We start from the raw sequence: 16,509 nt of genomic DNA on the forward strand, positions 1-16,509 counted from the left end.
TTTATTTCCAACCTTTCTTTGCTGCCTGCTTTGCTTCATTGACAATATGGTCGGGATCGTCAGAAACACTTGCTGTGATTCCAGCTGCGAATGCTCCTTCAACTAAGGGGGCATCAACTAACACATATTTTTCTTGTTGTTCTGGTTCTAATAAATCATATGCAAGTTCAGCACTTAAGACAGCACTGCCAAGATCAGCGAAGACAAAAAAGATATCACTATCAGTTGCTTCATTGATTGCATCTACAATTTTGGTTGGATCGCTACCTAATTCTCCGTCAGAAGTTCCACCCAGGGAAAAGAGCACGACATTCTCACTTTTGCCCATTTGCTCAATCATTTCTTTGAGCCCATCTGTAATCATTTGACTATGAGAAACGAGTAAGATACTTTTTTTCATTCCAAAAAACTCCTTTTTAGTTACGCATTCTATCTTTGTAGGCTTGTCCAATTCGATCAGCGACGATTAGAGCGTTTGCGACATCTTCGACAACAATTGGGAACGGCATTGAATGAATGGATTCTTCAGGAATGCAAGCGATTTTTGCTACTTCAAGTGCTTCTTCATAAGTAATGTGATCCACACCTAGATCAGCTAGCGTCAATGGCAATCCAACAGAAGCCATGAAGTCCATGACGTCATTCATTTCTTCCGTTTTTGCATCTTCCAGAACTAACTGAGTTAAGGTGGCAAAAGCAACTTTTTCACCATGAAGGTAACTATGTGCACCAGGTAAAACAGTCATTCCGTTATGAATGGCATGAGCTGCAGCTAAACCACCACTTTCAAATCCTAAACCAGATAACAAAATATTTGTTTCGACAATTTTACTCAATGATTCAGTCACTAAATTCGCATCACAAGCAATTTTTGCATTCAAGCCGTCTTCTTGTAAATGTTCCCAACATAATTTTGCCATCGCTAAGGCAGCATAAGTGCCACTAGCCGGAGGAGTTAATCCTTCTCTTGAACCCATTGGCAAACTTGCGTTAACGCGGGAATAAGAATCATGCGTTGCACGTGCTTCAAAATAAGTTGATAATGCGTCACCCATACCAGCAACCAAGAAACGAGTAGGTGCTTTTGCCACCACTTTTGTATCCACTAAGACAACGCTTGGACTTTGTTTAAAGTAAGCATAGTCGTCAAATGAACCGTCTTCATGGTACAAAACAGCCGAGTGAGAGGTTGGCGCATCTTGTGCTGCAATTGTTGGAACAATAATTAATTTTTCACCCTCAGCTACAACTTTTGAAGCATCAATCGCTTTTCCGCCACCTAAACCAATAATGCAATCAGTGTGTTGTTCTTTAGCTACTTGTTGCAATCGTTTTGTTTCTGCTCGAGTGACTTCACCACTGAAACCGCCTTCAATAAATGATACACCAAATTTCTCTGCGGTAGCATCTAGTTGTGGTCGAATACGATCCACATCAGCCGGGTTTGCAATCAGTAATGCAGAAGACCCAAAAGTCGATACGAAGTAACCTAAGTTCAGTAATTCATCTTCACCTTGTACATATTTGGTTGGTAAAATTAGTGCTTTTCTCATCAGTAGTTCCTCCTTGTTATCGTTTACTATTATAGCATAAAGCGTTATCATCAAAGAATCATTGAACTTTGATACCGCTTTCTTTCGAGAATGTGTTGAAGTATTTTGTGAAATAGGATTATTTTGTCATTTTTAGAAAATCGTCCTATACTACTAACTAGAGGTGAGAAAATGAGCACAACTTTATTTGATATCGAACAAGTTTTAGATTTAGATAAATGGGAAAAAGTTCAAGAAAGTCTAGCCCTCGCTACACATTTGGCCATTATTTTAGTAGATTATCGGGGTAGACCAATTACGAAACACAGCCAAGTTCAACCTTTTTGCCAGTTAGTACGTAATCACCCTGAATTGGCTGTTTATTGTGAAAAATGTGATTCAAGAGGAGGTCTGGAAGCTGTTCGAACAGGAGAGCCGTTTATTTACCGTTGCCATTTTAATATTGTTGATATGGCAATCCCAATTATGGTTGATAATCAATATGTTGGTGCAATCATGGCTGGAGAAGTTCTGCTAATAGATGGACAAGAAAAGTTAGAACAAGTTTTACAAGTAGAAGACCAAGAAAGATTGGAAGCATTTAAAGAAGAACATCACGAATTATTTGAACAATATCCCCAGTTTACCTTGGCTGATTTGCAGAGAACAGCTGTAATGTTAGAAAGTTTAAGCGAATACATCGTAACGGAAGCAATCAAAAAAGATTATTTAATCAAAGCGTATAAGCAGACACTCCGCATTTCAAAAAAAGCAGAAGTACCGGATCAATCAGTTGATTTAAAAACAGTGCAAGCAGACATTCGTCAATCTTTATTGGAAAACCAATTAGGGACAGAAAAAGATAGGTATCTAGCCAAAAATAAAATGCTGCAACCTGCAATTGATCTGATTTTTGCTAATAAAGGAAGTCATGTCGATCTAAATATGTTAGCCGATGTAACGAATTTGAGTCCAAGCTACTTAAGCCGACAGTTGAAAGAAGAGTTTGGAGAACCTTTCAGTCAAATTTATGCGAAATTAAAAATCTATTGGGCGGAACAATTATTGAGGACAACAGATTTAACAATCAGCGAAATTAGCGATCAATTAGGTTATGTTGAGGCCAGTTACTTTGTACGTTCATTCAAAAAAATCAAGGGAATCACACCATTGAATTACCGGAAGCGACACAAACATTTTCCGATGGATTGAAGCAAGTTGCTAATCAAGCACAAGAAAAAAGCAGTTGACATTCTTTTTTTTGAACGTTATGCTTTTTTTGTTAATTGAATATGTTTCTTCGGGGCAGGGTGTAATTCCCGACCGACGGTGACAAGTCTAACTTGAAGTCCGTGACCCGCAATAGTTTGCGGTTGATCTAGTGAAAATCTAGAACCGACAGTTAAAGTCTGGATGGGAGAAGAAAAACTTATCGAAAAAATGACGGGAAAAGTGTCCCTTTTTTTGTCGTGCTTCTTTGAGTTTATTTTGACTATGAGCCTCGTGTAATTACACGGGGCTTTTTTGTTTGGAAAGGAGGAATTCATTTGCATGAACGATTTATGAAAAAAGCGATTCTAGCAGCGGAAAAAGGGCGTGGGAAAACATTTACGAACCCTTTAGTCGGTGCAGTCATTGTGAAAGGCAATCAAGTCCTAGCAGTCGGCGCACATTTAGCATATGGCGATGCGCATGCGGAAAAAGTAGCAATTGATTATTTATGCGATACTCCCGAAAAACTACTCAATTCAACAATTTATGTCACTCTAGAACCTTGTGACCATCACGGAAAACAACCACCTTGTACAGAGGCAATTATTGCTGCTGGAATCAGGCAAGTAGTAGTCGGACAAGTAGACCCTAATCCTATAGTGTCTGGTCAGGGGATAAAAAAACTACGAGATCATGGGATTCATGTTTTAGTTGGTGTGTTAGAAGAAGAGGTTCGAAATTTAAACAGACATTACAATTATTTTTTTGAAAAGAAGCGGCCATTTGTTGCGCTAAAACAAGCAATATCATTAGATGGAAAGTTAGCATTATTGAACCAACGAACCAGATTAACAAGTGAATATGTGGTGCAAAAAGTTCGCGAAGAAAGGGCGAATTACCAAGCAATTTTGGTAGGAAGTCAAACTATTTTGACTGACAATCCCAAGTTAACAAGTGCGATAAACGATTTTCCGTTTTATCGAGTAATCTTAGATCGACGAGGAAGGGTGTTCGAACACGAAAATCTTGCTGTTTTTCAAGATGAAACAGCGCCAGTTTTGATTTTTACAGAACAGTCTGAAATTTGTCGGACATTACCGGAACATGTTGAGGTAATTTATCTGCCGAAAGTTTTGATTTCCGAGGTATTAACAAAATTAGGAGAACGACTGATCCAATCTGTGTATGTTGAAGGTGGTGCAAAAATCCATGATGCTTTTTTGGCAAGTGCGTGTTGGGAAGAGCTGATTACTTACGTTGCACCTAAAATTTTAGGTGGTGATAGTGTTGCGAGTATGTCCTCTAGTCGACATGTTGAAAAAGTAACAGAATTGAACAATGTCACAATCCAAGCGTTAGACAACACAATAAAAATCGTGGGGAGCAGAGTATAAAATGTTTACTGGATTGATTCAAGAGCAGGGAAAAGTGACTAAGATTACACGACATGGACACACAATCGAACTTACTTGCGAAGCGTCTGAACAATTGTTAGACAATTATCGAATTGGAGACAGTATGGCTATCAATGGTACATGTCTAACGGCTATTGCAATCAACAATCAACGATTCTGTGTGGAAATGATGCCAGAAACGTATCAGCGAACGACTTTTTCGCAAATGAAAGTCGGAGATCCGGTCAATTTGGAACGCGCATTGCCTTATAATGGACGACTAGAAGGACACTTGGTAACCGGGCACGTAGATGGTACGACTCGTTTGCTACAAAAAAGAATGCAAGAAAATGCCTTTGTTTTTGTTTTCGGATTACCGGGTACTTTTAAAGGTGAAATTATCCCGCAAGGATCGATTGCAATCAATGGTGTTAGTTTAACTGTTACAGCAGTGACCGAGCAGACCTTTTCGGTTAGCTTGATTCCACACTCAAAAGAACAAACGAATTTAGGAAAACTGGTTCAAGGACAGTTGGTCAATGTTGAAACTGACTTACTAGGCAAGTATGTAAAGGCACAAGGAATTCTTAAGTGGTGAAAGAAGGACAAGAGAGATGAACCATAAAAAAATTGAAGAAGCTTTACTAGAATTACGAAAAGGAAACTTAATTATCGTAGCAGATGATGAAAGTCGGGAGGCAGAAGGAGATTTAGTTGGGATTGCAAACTTAGTATCACCAGAAAAAATTAATTTTATGACTAAATTTGCTCGAGGACTCATTTGTGCGCCAATCTCTCTTCAACGTGCCAAGCAGCTACAGTTAACGGAGATGGTCCAAAAAAATACCGATCCATTTGGTACGGCATTTACGATCAGTGTTGATTATGAAACAACGGTAACTGGTATTTCTGCTTACGATCGAGCAAAGACGATCAAAGCTTTAGGGCAAACAACAACGAAAGCTACGATGTTCCATCAACCGGGCCACATTTTTCCGTTGATAGGCAAGGAAGGCGGCGTCTTGAAGCGAAGAGGACACACGGAAGCTGCACTTGATTTAGCAAAATTAACCAATCAATCAGAAGCTGCCTATATATGTGAGATTTTAAATGAAGATGGAACAATGGCACGTTTGGAGCAACTAAAAGTTTTGGCGCATAGCTGGCAGATGCCACTTATTACTGTCGAAGAGTTGAAACAATATTTGGAAGAGCAACGACCAACTGTTCAACTACCTACAGCATACGGTGACTTTGAATTAACTTTGTTTGAGGACAACGCTGGTGAAGAACATTTATTGCTAACAAAAGGTGATGTGCGAAAGAGTGAAGAACCTTTACTCGTGCGTATTCATTCTGAATGTTTGACTGGCGATGTATTTGGTTCCCACCGTTGTGACTGTGGCGACCAGCTTCATGAAGCTATGAGGATGATTTCGGAAAGAGGAACAGGCGCTATTCTTTATTTACGTCAAGAAGGCAGAGGCATTGGTTTAAAAAATAAATTATTGGCTTATCAACTACAAGAAACAGGTATTGATACTTATGATGCGAATCTTGCTTTAGGATTTGAGCCAGATGAGCGAACGTACCAATTTGCGGTAGAAATGTTAAAGAAAACGGGTATTCAGAGAATCGAATTATTGACGAATAATCCAGAAAAAGTGACACAGTTGATGGAACAAGGAATTGAGGTCGTTAAACGCGTGCCGCTTGAGATCCCGCCAGAAAAAGAAAACTATACGTATCTACAAACGAAAAAAACAAGATTTCATCACTTACTATCAATTTGAGAATGGAGAAAACAATGCATACTTTTGAAGGAAACTTTCATGGACAAACGAAAAAAATTGGGATTGTTATTGGACGATTTAACGAATTTATTACATCAAAACTACTAAGCGGGGCAATTGACAGCTTGGTTCGTCACGGCGTAGAAGAAGAAAATATTGATGTTTATTGGGTTCCAGGAGCCTTTGAAATTCCCTTTATGACCAAAAAAATCGTTGCAACGAATCAATATGATGGTGTGTTGACTCTTGGGGCGGTGATTCGTGGAGCAACGACTCATTACGAATTGGTTAGTAATGAAGTAGCAAAAGGTGTGGCACAAGTTGGTTTAGCATCAGAAATTCCAGTTATGTTCGGTGTTCTGACGACAGAAACAATTGAACAAGCAATTGAACGTTCAGGCACAAAAGCTGGAAATAATGGGGCAAACGTGGCACAAGGATTACTCGAGATGATTTCCTTAACGCAACAAATTAGGAACAACTGATTGCGGCTGCCTTAATTTGTTCGTTTACTTCAGTAAAGAATAAAAAGAGCAAGGGTTGAACTTTTTACTGACTAGAAACAGTAGGAGGTTCAACCCTTGCTCTTGTATAAGTGATGCGTATTTGTAATAACAGAATTTTTCTTGTTTTCGATAGAAAAATAAGGAAAATTGTATAACATTTGTAATAAAAACGAAAAACGGTTACATTTATCATTGACTTTTGAAGAAGTTACCGTTATGATGTTCACATAAAAGGCGTGTTACTGGTCCGACCAGGCATCAACCAGCATGTAATAGACTGTGGGAGCAGTGTATTAATGTTGGCTTTTTTATTGTCTTAGATTGGAGGTGGCGAGTTGGAGATCATCAAGAGTATCAACAACAATTTTGCATTAGCGATGAAAGATGGCAAAGAAGTTATTGTTGCAGAAGTGGGAATTGGCTTTGGAAAATTTCCTAAAACGATTGCAGAAGATGAAGTCGAAAAAGTATATCAATTAAATGATTCCAATTTAAATGGGATTAACTTGGCTCAGTTTCCGCTAGAAGTCATGAACTACTCTCATCAAATTGTCAAAAAAGCTGAGCAAGAACTCCAGTTACCAACGACAGATCTTTTGTTTTTAAATGTTGCGGATCACACGAACTACATGTTGCAACGTTTGGACCAAGGAATTTCTTTAAGTGCACCGTTTCGAATTGAAATCGAAAAGTTTTTCCCGAAAGAATTTGAGCTGGGAAATTGGGCGGTGAACTATTTGGCGGAAGAGACAGGTAAACAAATTCCTAGACAAGAAGCACACGCCTACGCCTTACATTTTATCAATAGTCAAGCAAGTCTTGGTGAGCGGGAAAAAGTAGATCCTTACATTAAAATTATCAGTGATGTGAACAATATTATTACGTATCATTTTCATAAAGAGTTCCCAGAAGATTCATTCTACTATTTACGTTTTGTGACGCATCTTAAATATTTTATTGCTAGGAAACTTAACCATGAGACAACTGAGTATCGAAAAAATGAATTGTATCAAACACTGCGTGCACAATATGTGCAAGAAGCGCAGTGCGTAAAGAAAATCGAGCATTATTTGCAGGAGTCTTACGGTTGGACGTTGGACGAAGAAGATTTGCTTTATCTGCTAATCCACATCAAAAAAATAAGTGAAATTTGAGTGTAACTGGTTCGACCAGGCATAACCAAAAAAACGACTCTCTTTTGATTGAAGAGGGCTAGTTTTTTTGGTTTTTTGTTTTTTACGAACAATTTTTAAGGAGGAAAAAGAAATGGACGATCGACAAAGAGCACAAGCAATTTTAGAAGCAGTGGGAGGAAAAGAAAATGTTTCATCACTAACACACTGCGCGACACGCCTACGTTTTTATTTAAACAATGGACAAAAAGTTGAAAAAGAAGAAATCAAAGAAGTACCTGGTGTGATTCAATATGTCGAGTCTGGTGGACAACATCAAGTAGTAATTGGAAGTGACGTGGTGGATGTCTTTGATGAATTAGTGAAACTATTACCAGAAGATGCGGAGAAACAAGTAAATGAGCCAAAAGAGAAACAAACATGGTACGATGAATTGTTTGCGACAATTTCAGCTATCTTCACCCCATATATTGGTGTGTTGGCAGCAGCGGGGATTTTAAAAGGATTTTTGATTCCACTTTCCATGTACAATATTTTGCCGGCAGATAGCGGACTATATCAATTGTTAAGTATCTTAGCATCTGGTGTCTTCACATTATTACCCTTGTTTATCGCAGTAACAGCAGCCAATCGATTTAAGACAAATCAATTTATAGCGTTGGCAATCGCAGCGGCAATGATCTATCCATTAACAGATGCTAGTATTTTAGATAGTGCGTCATTGCTGGGATTAACGATTAGTTTCAAAACTTATGGTGGTGCTGTTGTTCCAACGATTTTAGCAATTTGGGCACAAAGCTATATCGAACGTGGTGTCAAAAAAGTTTTGCCTAAAGTCACTCACACAGTATTTGTTCCTTTCTTTACAATCATCATTACCGGAATTGCAGTCTTTGCTTTGATCGGTCCTTTAGGAAATGGAATCGCCAATTTGATTGGTACAGCATACTTTAGCGTGTATGCGTTTAGTCCGATTTTAGCGGGTGCATTATTAGGTGGCTTGTTCCAATTATTAGTGATGGTTGGTTTACATTGGGGAATTTTACCAATTGCGTTAATCAATATTCAAAACACTGGTGCAGATACGATTTTACCAATTGGTTCTAACGGTGTATTTGGTCAATTTGGTGCTGTAGTTGGCGCGTGGCTATTTTTAAGAAAAGGAAAAGATAAAGAAATTGCTGCCTCTGCTTCATTATCAGGCTTTTTTGGGATCACAGAGCCTGCCATTTATGGGATTAACTTGAAGTATAAAATGCCATTTATTATTGGTTCGATTTCTGCAGCACTTGGCGGCGCAATCAGTGGCTTTTTTGAAACCAAAGCTTATTCTTTTACCCCAGTAGCCAATATTTTTACATTCTCAATGTTTGTAGGACCTGGAAATAATTTTAGTGCACAATTATTAGCGAATGGTGTGTCATTCTTCGTGGCGCTAGTAGCTACTGCTTTGTGGATGCGTAAGCAAATGAAAACAGTCTCAATTAGTGAAGAAGAACAGAAAATAATTTCTGCAGAACCAGTTGCATCTACTAACTTAAGTGAAGCTAACTTAGTAGTAGCACCTTTAAATGGAGAGTACTTGCCGATTTCAGAAATCAATGATCCAGTATTTTCTTCAAAAAGCATGGGCGAAGGTTTTGCAATCAAACCAAGTGAGGGTACGGTATATGCATCTGTTAGCGGTGTTGTAGAGCTAGTGGCTCAAACAAAACATGCGATTGGGTTCACTGCTGATGATGGTAAGCAATTATTAATCCATATTGGTCTCAATACAGTAGAATTAAATGGAAAAGGTTTTTCTTGGCAGGTTAAACAAGGTGATCGAGTAACTGCAGGACAAGTCATTGGACAAGTGGATTTCAGTCAATTAGCTGATTACGATACGACAACAGCAGTCGTTTTAACAAACACACTTGATTATCCAGAAGTCAAGATTTCATTAACAGATAAAAATCATCTGATTCAAACGAAGTAAGTGAAAAGGAAGGCTGAATGATGAGAAAATTTATTTTAAATGCAGATGACTTAGGAATGTCAGAGGCTATTAATTTAGGAATTGCCAAAAGTGTGGAAGAAGGAATCGTTAGGAGTACTTCGTTAATGGTGAATATGCCTGAAGCTAAAGCTGGAGTTACGTTGATCCAAGCAATTGATCCAACGGTTGAAATCAATCTGCATATCAACTTTACTTTAGGAAAACCAGTGACAGATGCGAAAAAAATTCCTAGTTTAGTGGATGAAAAGGGGCTATTCCTCTCTTCAAGTCATTACAAAAATGGTGGAACGTTGACGTTTAACTATCATGAAATCAAACAAGAAATGGAAGCACAAATCTTACATTTTAAGGAATTACTTGGTGAATTCCCAGTGCACATGGAAACACATTCTGTTGGCGATCAAGCAGTTGGACAAGCTTTATTTGAATTGGCTGAAAAATATGGCATCCATGCCAATTTATTTTATGGATACCAACCACCAAAAAAATTGCCCTATCAACTGGCAGAAATTCCTGATTTTGATAAATTGATGACGGTACTCAATCGTGGAACGAAGCTTAGTGACTTTGCAGACGATGCGTTTGGTTACCAAGCATTACCAGAAGAAACAGTGATTGAATTACATCTTCACCCTGGTTTCTTAGATCAATACGTTTTAGACCACAGCACATTAACCTTGCCACGTTGTCAAGATTTAGAAACATTGACTTCCTCTGAGTTAAAAAAATGGTTTGAAACAACAGAGTATCAAGTTGTTGATTTTGCCAGTTTAAAATAGAAAAAGAGAAGCTGGACAAAGCGTAGTTACGCGCTTTGTTCAGCTTCTCTTTTGATCTTTTGGACTAATGCTTTTAGAGCATCTAAACGAGTTGGTGTTAAAGAAGAGATCCGAATACATGTCTTACCCAAATTGCTTTTGCCAAAGATCTGAGCATATTGTTCAACCAATGGCGGTTCATTTTCATCAATGGGTACATAAATATTCACTGTTTTTGCGTATTGCTTGACTGCAATTAGTGGTGAAGCGGGTTCTTCTGGCGAATGTTGGATAAATAGCCAGCCAATGCCTGTGAACTTTCCAACAGTGAAGCTTTTGCCTGCTTGATTGGTTTCTTGTTCAATGAGTTGTTTGATCTGAGTATATGATTTTTCACTATTCACTAGATTCACCTCTTAGTTATTTCCTATTTTCTATCCACTTATTGTATCATGTTTATAAGGGAAAAGACTCATCGGAAGAACCAGATGAGCAAAGGAGCTTGTTATGAAAAAAAACTGGTTGGACAAGAAAAAGATTATTTTTTATTTAGTCTTTATTTTACTAGCAATTTCTACTATATATGCCATTATCATGATGATTCAAACGCCATCTGGAACATCGACAACTGAGTACGAACATGTCAAAAGTGATTATGTGTTGATGATTTTGCAATGTGTGGCAGGAATGATTATTATTTTTTTACCAAGGCAAGTAGAACAGAAATTTGATATTGAGATTCCTGATACGATGGAAATTCTTTTCTTTCTTTTTTTGTTTTGTGCAATTTATTTGGGTGAGGTACGCAATTTCTACTATAAAATACCATTTTGGGATATGATCTTACATGGATTTAGCGCGGCAATGCTGGGTTCGCTAGGGTTTATTATTGTCGCTTATTTAAATCGAAGTAAACGAGTAGCGCTTCAATTAAGTCCATTTTTTATTAGCTTGTTTGCCTTTTGCTTTGCAACAACAGTCGGGTTGCTTTGGGAAGTCTATGAATTTTTAGCGGATCATTTATTAGGGACTAACATGCAAAAATTTATGACAGGCGAAGGCGAGATTTTAAGTGGGCATGAGGCACTGATTGATACGATGAAAGATTGCATCGTAAATATGCTTGGTGCTCTGGTCATAGTTAGCTGGGGATATATTCATTTAAAACATCAAGAAAAGCGATTAAGTAATCTTTCTCGAGTACATCAAAAAGTTGAGGAAAACAATTCAGAAAGACACAAGAAGGAAGAATAAAAAATGACTAATATATTTTTAGGTATTGACATCGGAACCACTGCAATCAAATTTGGTGCAATCGCTCAAGGAGAAACCATTTTTTATCATCGTGTACCATTGGAAACTTACAGCGAATCTGGGGGTGTCCGTTATCAAAAAGCTTCTGAAATTTTAGCGATTATCCAAAATGAATTGCGAGAAATACCTCGCTCATTAAAACAGCGAATCACAAAAATCAGTTTTAGCGTGGCGATGCACAGTTGTATGCCTGTGGTTGCTGGTGAATTTGAACAAGTCTTTATTTGGTCTGACACTCAAAGCAAAGAAGCGATAGCGGTCTTCAAGCAGGCGAATGAAGCCGAACGTTTTTATCAAAAAACAGGTACACCGATTCATGAAATGACACCTTTTGCCAAAATTCTCTATTTTAAGAAAAGAAAAATGTATCCTGAAAATACGAAATGGTTGGGTCTGAAGGAATTGCTCATGGGCTTTTTCACTGGTGTTTCAACAATTGATTTGTCTACGGCGTCTGCTACAGGTTTATTGAATTTAGCCAAACGTCAATGGGATAAAGAAATCTTAGGTTACCTTGGTATCAGCACGGATCAATTAGGCCAGTTAGTAGAACCAACTACTTCATATTTAATCAAAAGAGAACTGGCTGACGAGCTACACTTTTTACCTGGCGTACAAGTTTTTGCAGGGGCAAGTGATGGTTGTTTAGCGGCTTATGGTGGTTATCTGGCAAACGGATTGTCAGCAAGTTTGACCATTGGTACGAGTGCTGCTGTTCGAGAAATAACTAGTACACCAGTTTTGGATTGGCAGCGTCAAAACTTTTGCTACTATCTAGCTGAAAATATTTATGTGATTGGTGCGCCATCAAATAACGGTGGGAAAGTACTTGAGTGGGCAAGCCAAGTCTTTGCAGATGACCCCGTACAATTCTATGAAAAGATTCCGGACTATTTAGCACAATCGCCAATCGGTGCCAAGGGATTACGTTTCTTCCCCTATATCAACGGTGAGCGAGCTCCACTTTGGAAAGCCAATCAAACAGCGGAATTTAAAGGTTTAACGATTCATCACCGCCGAGCTGAGATGGTTCGAGCAGTGATTGAAGGGGTACTGTTCAACGTTAAGCGACTCCATGAAATGGTGAATGAACCAAGTAACTTAGCAGTCAGTGGTGGTTTTTTTGAGTCAGCTGTTTTGTGCCAATTAACAGCAGATATCTTAGGAGCAGATTGTTGGTTGGCTGGTGAAAATGAACCGATTTATGGTTTGTATGGGTTAATTACTCAGGTAGCTTCAAAACAGTCGCCAATTCGTCTGCAGAAATGGTCGGCTAATCAAGAAAGCCATGCGGAGTTTCAACCAGTATTTCAGACTTACTTTGACTAACGTGTAGCTCAACGACGAAAATTGCGTGAGCTGTATGCTGTTTCAAATATGAGTCGTGTTTTGATTGTCTATTTCAGTCGGATTGACTTATTTTATGAATGACGACTGCCATTTTTGAGAAAAGTAGAACTGAAATTTTTTCAGTTTGAACAGATATGAGCGAGGGGAATTGTATGACTTTTTATAGCATCACCTATTTGGAAGCACAAACGAACTTAAATGATTATGTAAAATATTTTTTTATTTTTGGTTCATTGATTCTATTGGTCGTAGTTTTTAGTTTGTATTTACGACATCGAATTCAAACGAAGTATCGAGATCTTAGCATTATCTTTTTCTTATTCTTATTGTTTGTTTCTGGCGTTCAGTATTCGGATTATCAAGTGAACCAAAGTAGACACTCCCAATCTTCTCAAATGGTTAACCTAGTGGAACAAATTTCAAAAGAAAAAAACTTAGCGAAAGAAGAGATCTTGGTCAATTCCACACAATTGGTAGACGGAATCATTGTGAAAATCGCAGATGATTTTTATAAAGTCAACTTAAGCGGTGACCAGACATCTTATACGCTAGAACGAGCATATGTTACTAATCCAGAGATTAAAATCATCAATGAGTAAGGAGAAAAAAATATGCAGTTTTATACACCAATTATTATTAAATTTGCGTTAGGTATCATTTGTTTGATTATTCAAATTAATTTGATGGGAAAAGGAAACTTGGCTCCTTCTTCAGCAATGGATCAGGTTCAAAATTATGTATTGGGTGGAATTATTGGCGGTGTTATCTATAATGACTCAATTACTGTATTGCAATTTGTACTGGTGCTGATTATCTGGACGTTACTAGTATTAGTTCTCAAATTTGCTAAAGAACACAACCGCTATGTGAAACGAGTGGTGGATGGTCGACCGATTACCTTGATTCAAAATGGTGTCGTTGATGTGAATGAATGTTTGAAAAATGGAATCTCAGCCAATGAATTGATGTTTAAGCTTCGAGCAAATGGCATTTACGAAGTAGAAAATGTAAAACGTGCTGTCTTGGAACAAAACGGCCAATTGACACTGATTGAATTTGGGGATGAAAACATCCGCTATCCAATTATCGTTGATGGTCAATCTAATGAAGATGTGTTGGAATTGATCAAAAAAGATGAGGCTTGGTTAGAAGAGCAAATTCAACAAAATGGGTACCAGAAAATCAATGAAATCTATCTTGGAGAGTACTTGTCTGGAAAATTAAATCTCTATGGCTATAAGAAATGAGTAGTGTACAATCAATTTAGTAATCAAAAATAATTAAAGTGTGAAGCAGTTGATCGAAAGAAAACTGTTTCACGCTCTTTTTTTGCACAGAAATCACGTATGAAACCGAAAACACTGCACACTAATAATAACTTGTGTATTTTTATTTATTAGTGTGCGCACGAACGGTTTGTGGCTGTAACCCTTGATAGAGTAGTGCTGTAAAGCGCTTTTATTTTTGGCACGGTACTTGCATTATATAAAAGTGTAAGTAAGAGAAAAGGATGTGTTCTAAATGGAAAAGAAAACAATTATGCTTGTCTGCTCAGCAGGAATGAGTACTAGTCTATTAGTAACGAAAATGCAAAAAGTGGCTGAAGAAAAAGGTGTAGAAGCAGATATCTTTGCTGTATCAGCATCTGATGCTGATCGTCATCTAGAAGATAAAAATGTAGACGTTTTACTTTTAGGCCCACAAGTTCGTTTTATGAAAAATCAATTTGAAGAAAAACTTGCACCAAAAGGAATTCCTTTAGACGTAATCAATATGCAAGACTACGGCATGATGAACGGTGCAAAAGTTTTAGAACAAGCGGAAAACTTAATTAACCAATAAAAACTTGAATAGAAAATAGAGGGGATGAAGAACAATGGAAGATCAAAAAAATCTTGAGGCAATCATGGGCTTGATCATGTTTGGCGGAAACGCAAAAAGCGATGCAATGGAAGCGATTGCTGCTGCAAAAAGTGGCGACTTTGAATTAGCAGATGCAAAAATCAAAGATGCAGAAGAATCTTTAGTGCAAGCACATCATTCACAAACAGAAATGCTTACACAAGAAGCACAAGGCAATCATGTGGACGTTACATTATTGACTGTTCATAGTCAAGATCACTTGATGACATCAATTGCATTTACTGATTTAGCAAAAGAAATTATTGATTTATACCGTCGAATCGACGCGTAAAGGGGTAAAAGAAAGAGGTAGGAAAGATGGATAGATTTGTTGCATTTATGGAGAAACATTTTATACCTGTAGCATCAAAAATTGGTGCTCAACGACATTTGGTTGCCATTCGTGATTCATTTATGGTAAGTATGCCGTTAATGATTCTGGGAGCGTTAGCAGTTATGATTAATAACTTGCCAATCCCTGGATTCCAAGAGTTGATGAATTCAATTTTTGGTGGAGAAGCATGGAAAGGTTTCGGTGGCGCAGCTTGGAACGGAACATTCGCAATCCTTTCAGTACTGATTGCTTTCTTGTTAGCTTATCATTTAGCGAATGGGTATAAAAAAGACGGTGTGTCTGCCGGTGTTATTTCATTAGGATCATTCTTCGCTTTAGGCGGAGCATTGGGCATGAGCTCAACTGGTTTATTTATTGCAATTATTGTTGGGATCGTCTCAACAGAAATTTTTGTTCGATTAAGTGGAAATGAAAAATTAATTATTAAAATGCCTGACGGTGTTCCGCCAGCAGTTGCAAAAGCATTTGCTTCATTATTACCTGCAATGATTACTATTTCATTCTTTGCACTAATTGCTGCAATCTTTGCTGCATTTGGCGTAGCTGATATTGTAGGTGCATTTTACACATTAGTTCAAGAACCATTTATGGGACTTGCAAACTCATATCCATCAGCATTATTATTAGCATTTATTACACCATTCTTATGGTTCTTCGGGTTACATGGGGCAAACATGGTTGACCCGTTGATGCAAACAATCAATGCACCTGCAATCGAAGCAAATGTGAAAGCAATTGCTGCAGGACATGATGCACCTTTTATTGTTAATAAACCATTCTTTGATAGTTTCGTTAACTTAGGTGGTACAGGTGCTACATTAGGTTTGTTATTAGCTATTTACTTGGTTGGTCGTAAAAACAAACCTTATATGGTCGTAACAAACTTATCAATTGCACCAGGTATCTTTAATATCAATGAACCAACAATGTTTGGTTTACCAATCGTATTGAACCCGATTATGTTTATTCCGTTTATCTTGACTCCAATGATTTTAGTTAGTGTTGCTTACTTCGCCACACTAACAGGAATCGTTCCGGCAGCAACAGTTATGCCTCCATGGGTAACACCACCAGTTATCGGTGGGATCTTGGCAACTAAGAGTATGGCAGGCGGAGTGTTAGCTGCGGTTAACTTGCTTCTTTCAGTCTTGATTTACTTGCCATTCGTAAAAGTTGCAACAGTACAAGAACAACGTAAAGTAGCGCAATAAAAAGAAAATTAGCTGTTCGGTTAAGAATGGACAAGCTTGAAAGCAGTGAG

The 16,509-nt window shown here is 37.9% G+C and carries 18 protein-coding genes and 1 riboswitch; of the genes, 15 read left to right on the top strand and 3 right to left on the bottom strand.

Annotated elements, in window-relative coordinates; all coding sequences use genetic code 11:
• Position 1 precedes the first annotated feature (1 nt).
• Together dhaM and IGJ66_RS01360 are read right to left on the bottom strand one after the other, a co-directional pair.
• Positions 2-400 carry a dihydroxyacetone kinase phosphoryl donor subunit DhaM gene (gene dhaM / locus IGJ66_RS01355; RefSeq protein ID WP_067483198.1) on the bottom strand — a complete coding sequence of 133 codons (399 nt, stop codon included), beginning with the start codon at positions 398-400 and terminating at the stop codon, positions 2-4.
• Between the two features lie 16 nt (positions 401-416).
• Positions 417-1,553, bottom strand: coding sequence for a glycerol dehydrogenase (locus tag IGJ66_RS01360; protein WP_067483196.1), 1,137 nt, complete (start codon positions 1,551-1,553; stop codon positions 417-419).
• A gap of 171 nt (positions 1,554-1,724) precedes the next feature.
• Between IGJ66_RS01360 and IGJ66_RS01365 the strand changes: the two genes are divergently transcribed.
• The 8 genes from IGJ66_RS01365 to IGJ66_RS01400 all read left to right on the top strand — a co-directional run bounded on the left by IGJ66_RS01365 (position 1,725) and on the right by IGJ66_RS01400 (position 10,348).
• Positions 1,725-2,744 carry a PocR ligand-binding domain-containing protein gene (locus IGJ66_RS01365; protein WP_067483194.1) on the top strand — a complete coding sequence of 340 codons (1,020 nt, stop codon included), beginning with the start codon at positions 1,725-1,727 and terminating at the stop codon, positions 2,742-2,744.
• A gap of 80 nt (positions 2,745-2,824) precedes the next feature.
• Positions 2,825-2,961, top strand: a riboswitch (FMN riboswitch).
• A 118-nt stretch (positions 2,962-3,079) separates the two neighbouring features.
• The gene (gene ribD / locus IGJ66_RS01370) at positions 3,080-4,138 is read left to right on the top strand and encodes a bifunctional diaminohydroxyphosphoribosylaminopyrimidine deaminase/5-amino-6-(5-phosphoribosylamino)uracil reductase RibD (protein ID WP_430616710.1); all 1,059 of its coding nucleotides are present in this window, start codon (positions 3,080-3,082) and stop codon (positions 4,136-4,138) included.
• A gap of 1 nt (position 4,139) precedes the next feature.
• On the top strand, positions 4,140-4,736 hold the full coding sequence (locus IGJ66_RS01375; protein WP_086270558.1) for a riboflavin synthase: 597 nt from the start codon (positions 4,140-4,142) through the stop codon (positions 4,734-4,736).
• Between the two features lie 16 nt (positions 4,737-4,752).
• Entirely contained in the window at positions 4,753-5,931 is a 1,179-nt protein-coding gene (gene ribA / locus IGJ66_RS01380; RefSeq protein WP_430616711.1) for a GTP cyclohydrolase II, read from the top strand.
• A 14-nt stretch (positions 5,932-5,945) separates the two neighbouring features.
• Positions 5,946-6,416: a 6,7-dimethyl-8-ribityllumazine synthase gene (ribH, locus tag IGJ66_RS01385; protein WP_067483187.1), complete on the top strand. Its 471-nt coding sequence runs from the start codon at positions 5,946-5,948 to the stop codon at positions 6,414-6,416.
• Between the two features lie 356 nt (positions 6,417-6,772).
• Complete coding sequence (locus IGJ66_RS01390; protein ID WP_071868582.1) at positions 6,773-7,591, top strand: PRD domain-containing protein; 819 nt, start codon at positions 6,773-6,775, stop codon at positions 7,589-7,591.
• A 112-nt stretch (positions 7,592-7,703) separates the two neighbouring features.
• Entirely contained in the window at positions 7,704-9,548 is a 1,845-nt protein-coding gene (locus IGJ66_RS01395; RefSeq protein WP_430616712.1) for a glucose PTS transporter subunit IIA, read from the top strand.
• A 20-nt stretch (positions 9,549-9,568) separates the two neighbouring features.
• Positions 9,569-10,348 (top strand): ChbG/HpnK family deacetylase, encoded by a 780-nt coding sequence (locus IGJ66_RS01400; RefSeq protein WP_067483181.1) that lies wholly within the window; start codon positions 9,569-9,571, stop codon positions 10,346-10,348.
• A gap of 26 nt (positions 10,349-10,374) precedes the next feature.
• On the opposite strand, the gene IGJ66_RS01405 is transcribed toward IGJ66_RS01400, so the two are convergent.
• A complete protein-coding gene (locus IGJ66_RS01405; protein WP_067483179.1) occupies positions 10,375-10,731 on the bottom strand; it encodes a hypothetical protein in 357 nt (118 codons plus the stop codon).
• A 103-nt stretch (positions 10,732-10,834) separates the two neighbouring features.
• On the opposite strand from IGJ66_RS01405, the gene IGJ66_RS01410 reads away from it, so the two are divergent.
• The 7 genes from IGJ66_RS01410 (at position 10,835) to IGJ66_RS01440 (ending at position 16,459) form a co-directional block, all read left to right on the top strand.
• Positions 10,835-11,581: a hypothetical protein gene (locus IGJ66_RS01410; RefSeq protein ID WP_067483177.1), complete on the top strand. Its 747-nt coding sequence runs from the start codon at positions 10,835-10,837 to the stop codon at positions 11,579-11,581.
• 3 nt (positions 11,582-11,584) lie between these two features.
• A complete protein-coding gene (locus IGJ66_RS01415; protein ID WP_430616713.1) occupies positions 11,585-12,970 on the top strand; it encodes a gluconokinase in 1,386 nt (461 codons plus the stop codon).
• Between the two features lie 173 nt (positions 12,971-13,143).
• Entirely contained in the window at positions 13,144-13,590 is a 447-nt protein-coding gene (locus IGJ66_RS01420; protein ID WP_067483175.1) for a DUF3290 domain-containing protein, read from the top strand.
• A gap of 12 nt (positions 13,591-13,602) precedes the next feature.
• Positions 13,603-14,238 carry a DUF421 domain-containing protein gene (locus IGJ66_RS01425; protein ID WP_067483173.1) on the top strand — a complete coding sequence of 212 codons (636 nt, stop codon included), beginning with the start codon at positions 13,603-13,605 and terminating at the stop codon, positions 14,236-14,238.
• Between the two features lie 274 nt (positions 14,239-14,512).
• Positions 14,513-14,833 (top strand): PTS sugar transporter subunit IIB, encoded by a 321-nt coding sequence (locus IGJ66_RS01430; RefSeq protein WP_067483171.1) that lies wholly within the window; start codon positions 14,513-14,515, stop codon positions 14,831-14,833.
• Positions 14,834-14,867: 34 nt separating this feature from the next.
• Positions 14,868-15,185, top strand: a complete 318-nt coding sequence (locus tag IGJ66_RS01435; RefSeq protein ID WP_067483169.1) for a PTS lactose/cellobiose transporter subunit IIA — start codon at positions 14,868-14,870, stop codon at positions 15,183-15,185.
• Between the two features lie 26 nt (positions 15,186-15,211).
• Positions 15,212-16,459 carry a PTS sugar transporter subunit IIC gene (locus IGJ66_RS01440; RefSeq protein WP_067483167.1) on the top strand — a complete coding sequence of 416 codons (1,248 nt, stop codon included), beginning with the start codon at positions 15,212-15,214 and terminating at the stop codon, positions 16,457-16,459.
• The last annotated feature ends 50 nt before the right edge of the window (positions 16,460-16,509 follow it).

Origin of the sequence: Enterococcus sp. DIV0176, from assembly GCF_050528535.1 — a bacterium.
Lineage (GTDB): Bacteria > Bacillota > Bacilli > Lactobacillales > Enterococcaceae > Enterococcus_B > Enterococcus_B thailandicus.

Bases quoted from the DNA above. Each gene is read 5' to 3' on its own strand.
- IGJ66_RS01360 (WP_067483196.1), bottom strand. From the start codon at position 1,553: ATGAGAAAAGCACTAATTTTACCAACCAAATATGTACAAGGTGAAGAT.
- IGJ66_RS01400 (WP_067483181.1), top strand. From the start codon at position 9,569: ATGAGAAAATTTATTTTAAATGCAGATGACTTAGGAATGTCAGAGGCT.
- IGJ66_RS01365 (WP_067483194.1), top strand. From the start codon at position 1,725: ATGAGCACAACTTTATTTGATATCGAACAAGTTTTAGATTTAGATAAA.
- IGJ66_RS01425 (WP_067483173.1), top strand. From the start codon at position 13,603: ATGCAGTTTTATACACCAATTATTATTAAATTTGCGTTAGGTATCATT.
- IGJ66_RS01375 (WP_086270558.1), top strand. From the start codon at position 4,140: ATGTTTACTGGATTGATTCAAGAGCAGGGAAAAGTGACTAAGATTACA.
- IGJ66_RS01430 (WP_067483171.1), top strand. From the start codon at position 14,513: ATGGAAAAGAAAACAATTATGCTTGTCTGCTCAGCAGGAATGAGTACT.
- IGJ66_RS01395 (WP_430616712.1), top strand. From the start codon at position 7,704: ATGGACGATCGACAAAGAGCACAAGCAATTTTAGAAGCAGTGGGAGGA.
- ribH (WP_067483187.1), top strand. From the start codon at position 5,946: ATGCATACTTTTGAAGGAAACTTTCATGGACAAACGAAAAAAATTGGG.
- IGJ66_RS01410 (WP_067483177.1), top strand. From the start codon at position 10,835: ATGAAAAAAAACTGGTTGGACAAGAAAAAGATTATTTTTTATTTAGTC.
- ribA (WP_430616711.1), top strand. From the start codon at position 4,753: ATGAACCATAAAAAAATTGAAGAAGCTTTACTAGAATTACGAAAAGGA.
- IGJ66_RS01440 (WP_067483167.1), top strand. From the start codon at position 15,212: ATGGATAGATTTGTTGCATTTATGGAGAAACATTTTATACCTGTAGCA.
- IGJ66_RS01415 (WP_430616713.1), top strand. From the start codon at position 11,585: ATGACTAATATATTTTTAGGTATTGACATCGGAACCACTGCAATCAAA.
- IGJ66_RS01435 (WP_067483169.1), top strand. From the start codon at position 14,868: ATGGAAGATCAAAAAAATCTTGAGGCAATCATGGGCTTGATCATGTTT.
- IGJ66_RS01420 (WP_067483175.1), top strand. From the start codon at position 13,144: ATGACTTTTTATAGCATCACCTATTTGGAAGCACAAACGAACTTAAAT.
- dhaM (WP_067483198.1), bottom strand. From the start codon at position 400: ATGAAAAAAAGTATCTTACTCGTTTCTCATAGTCAAATGATTACAGAT.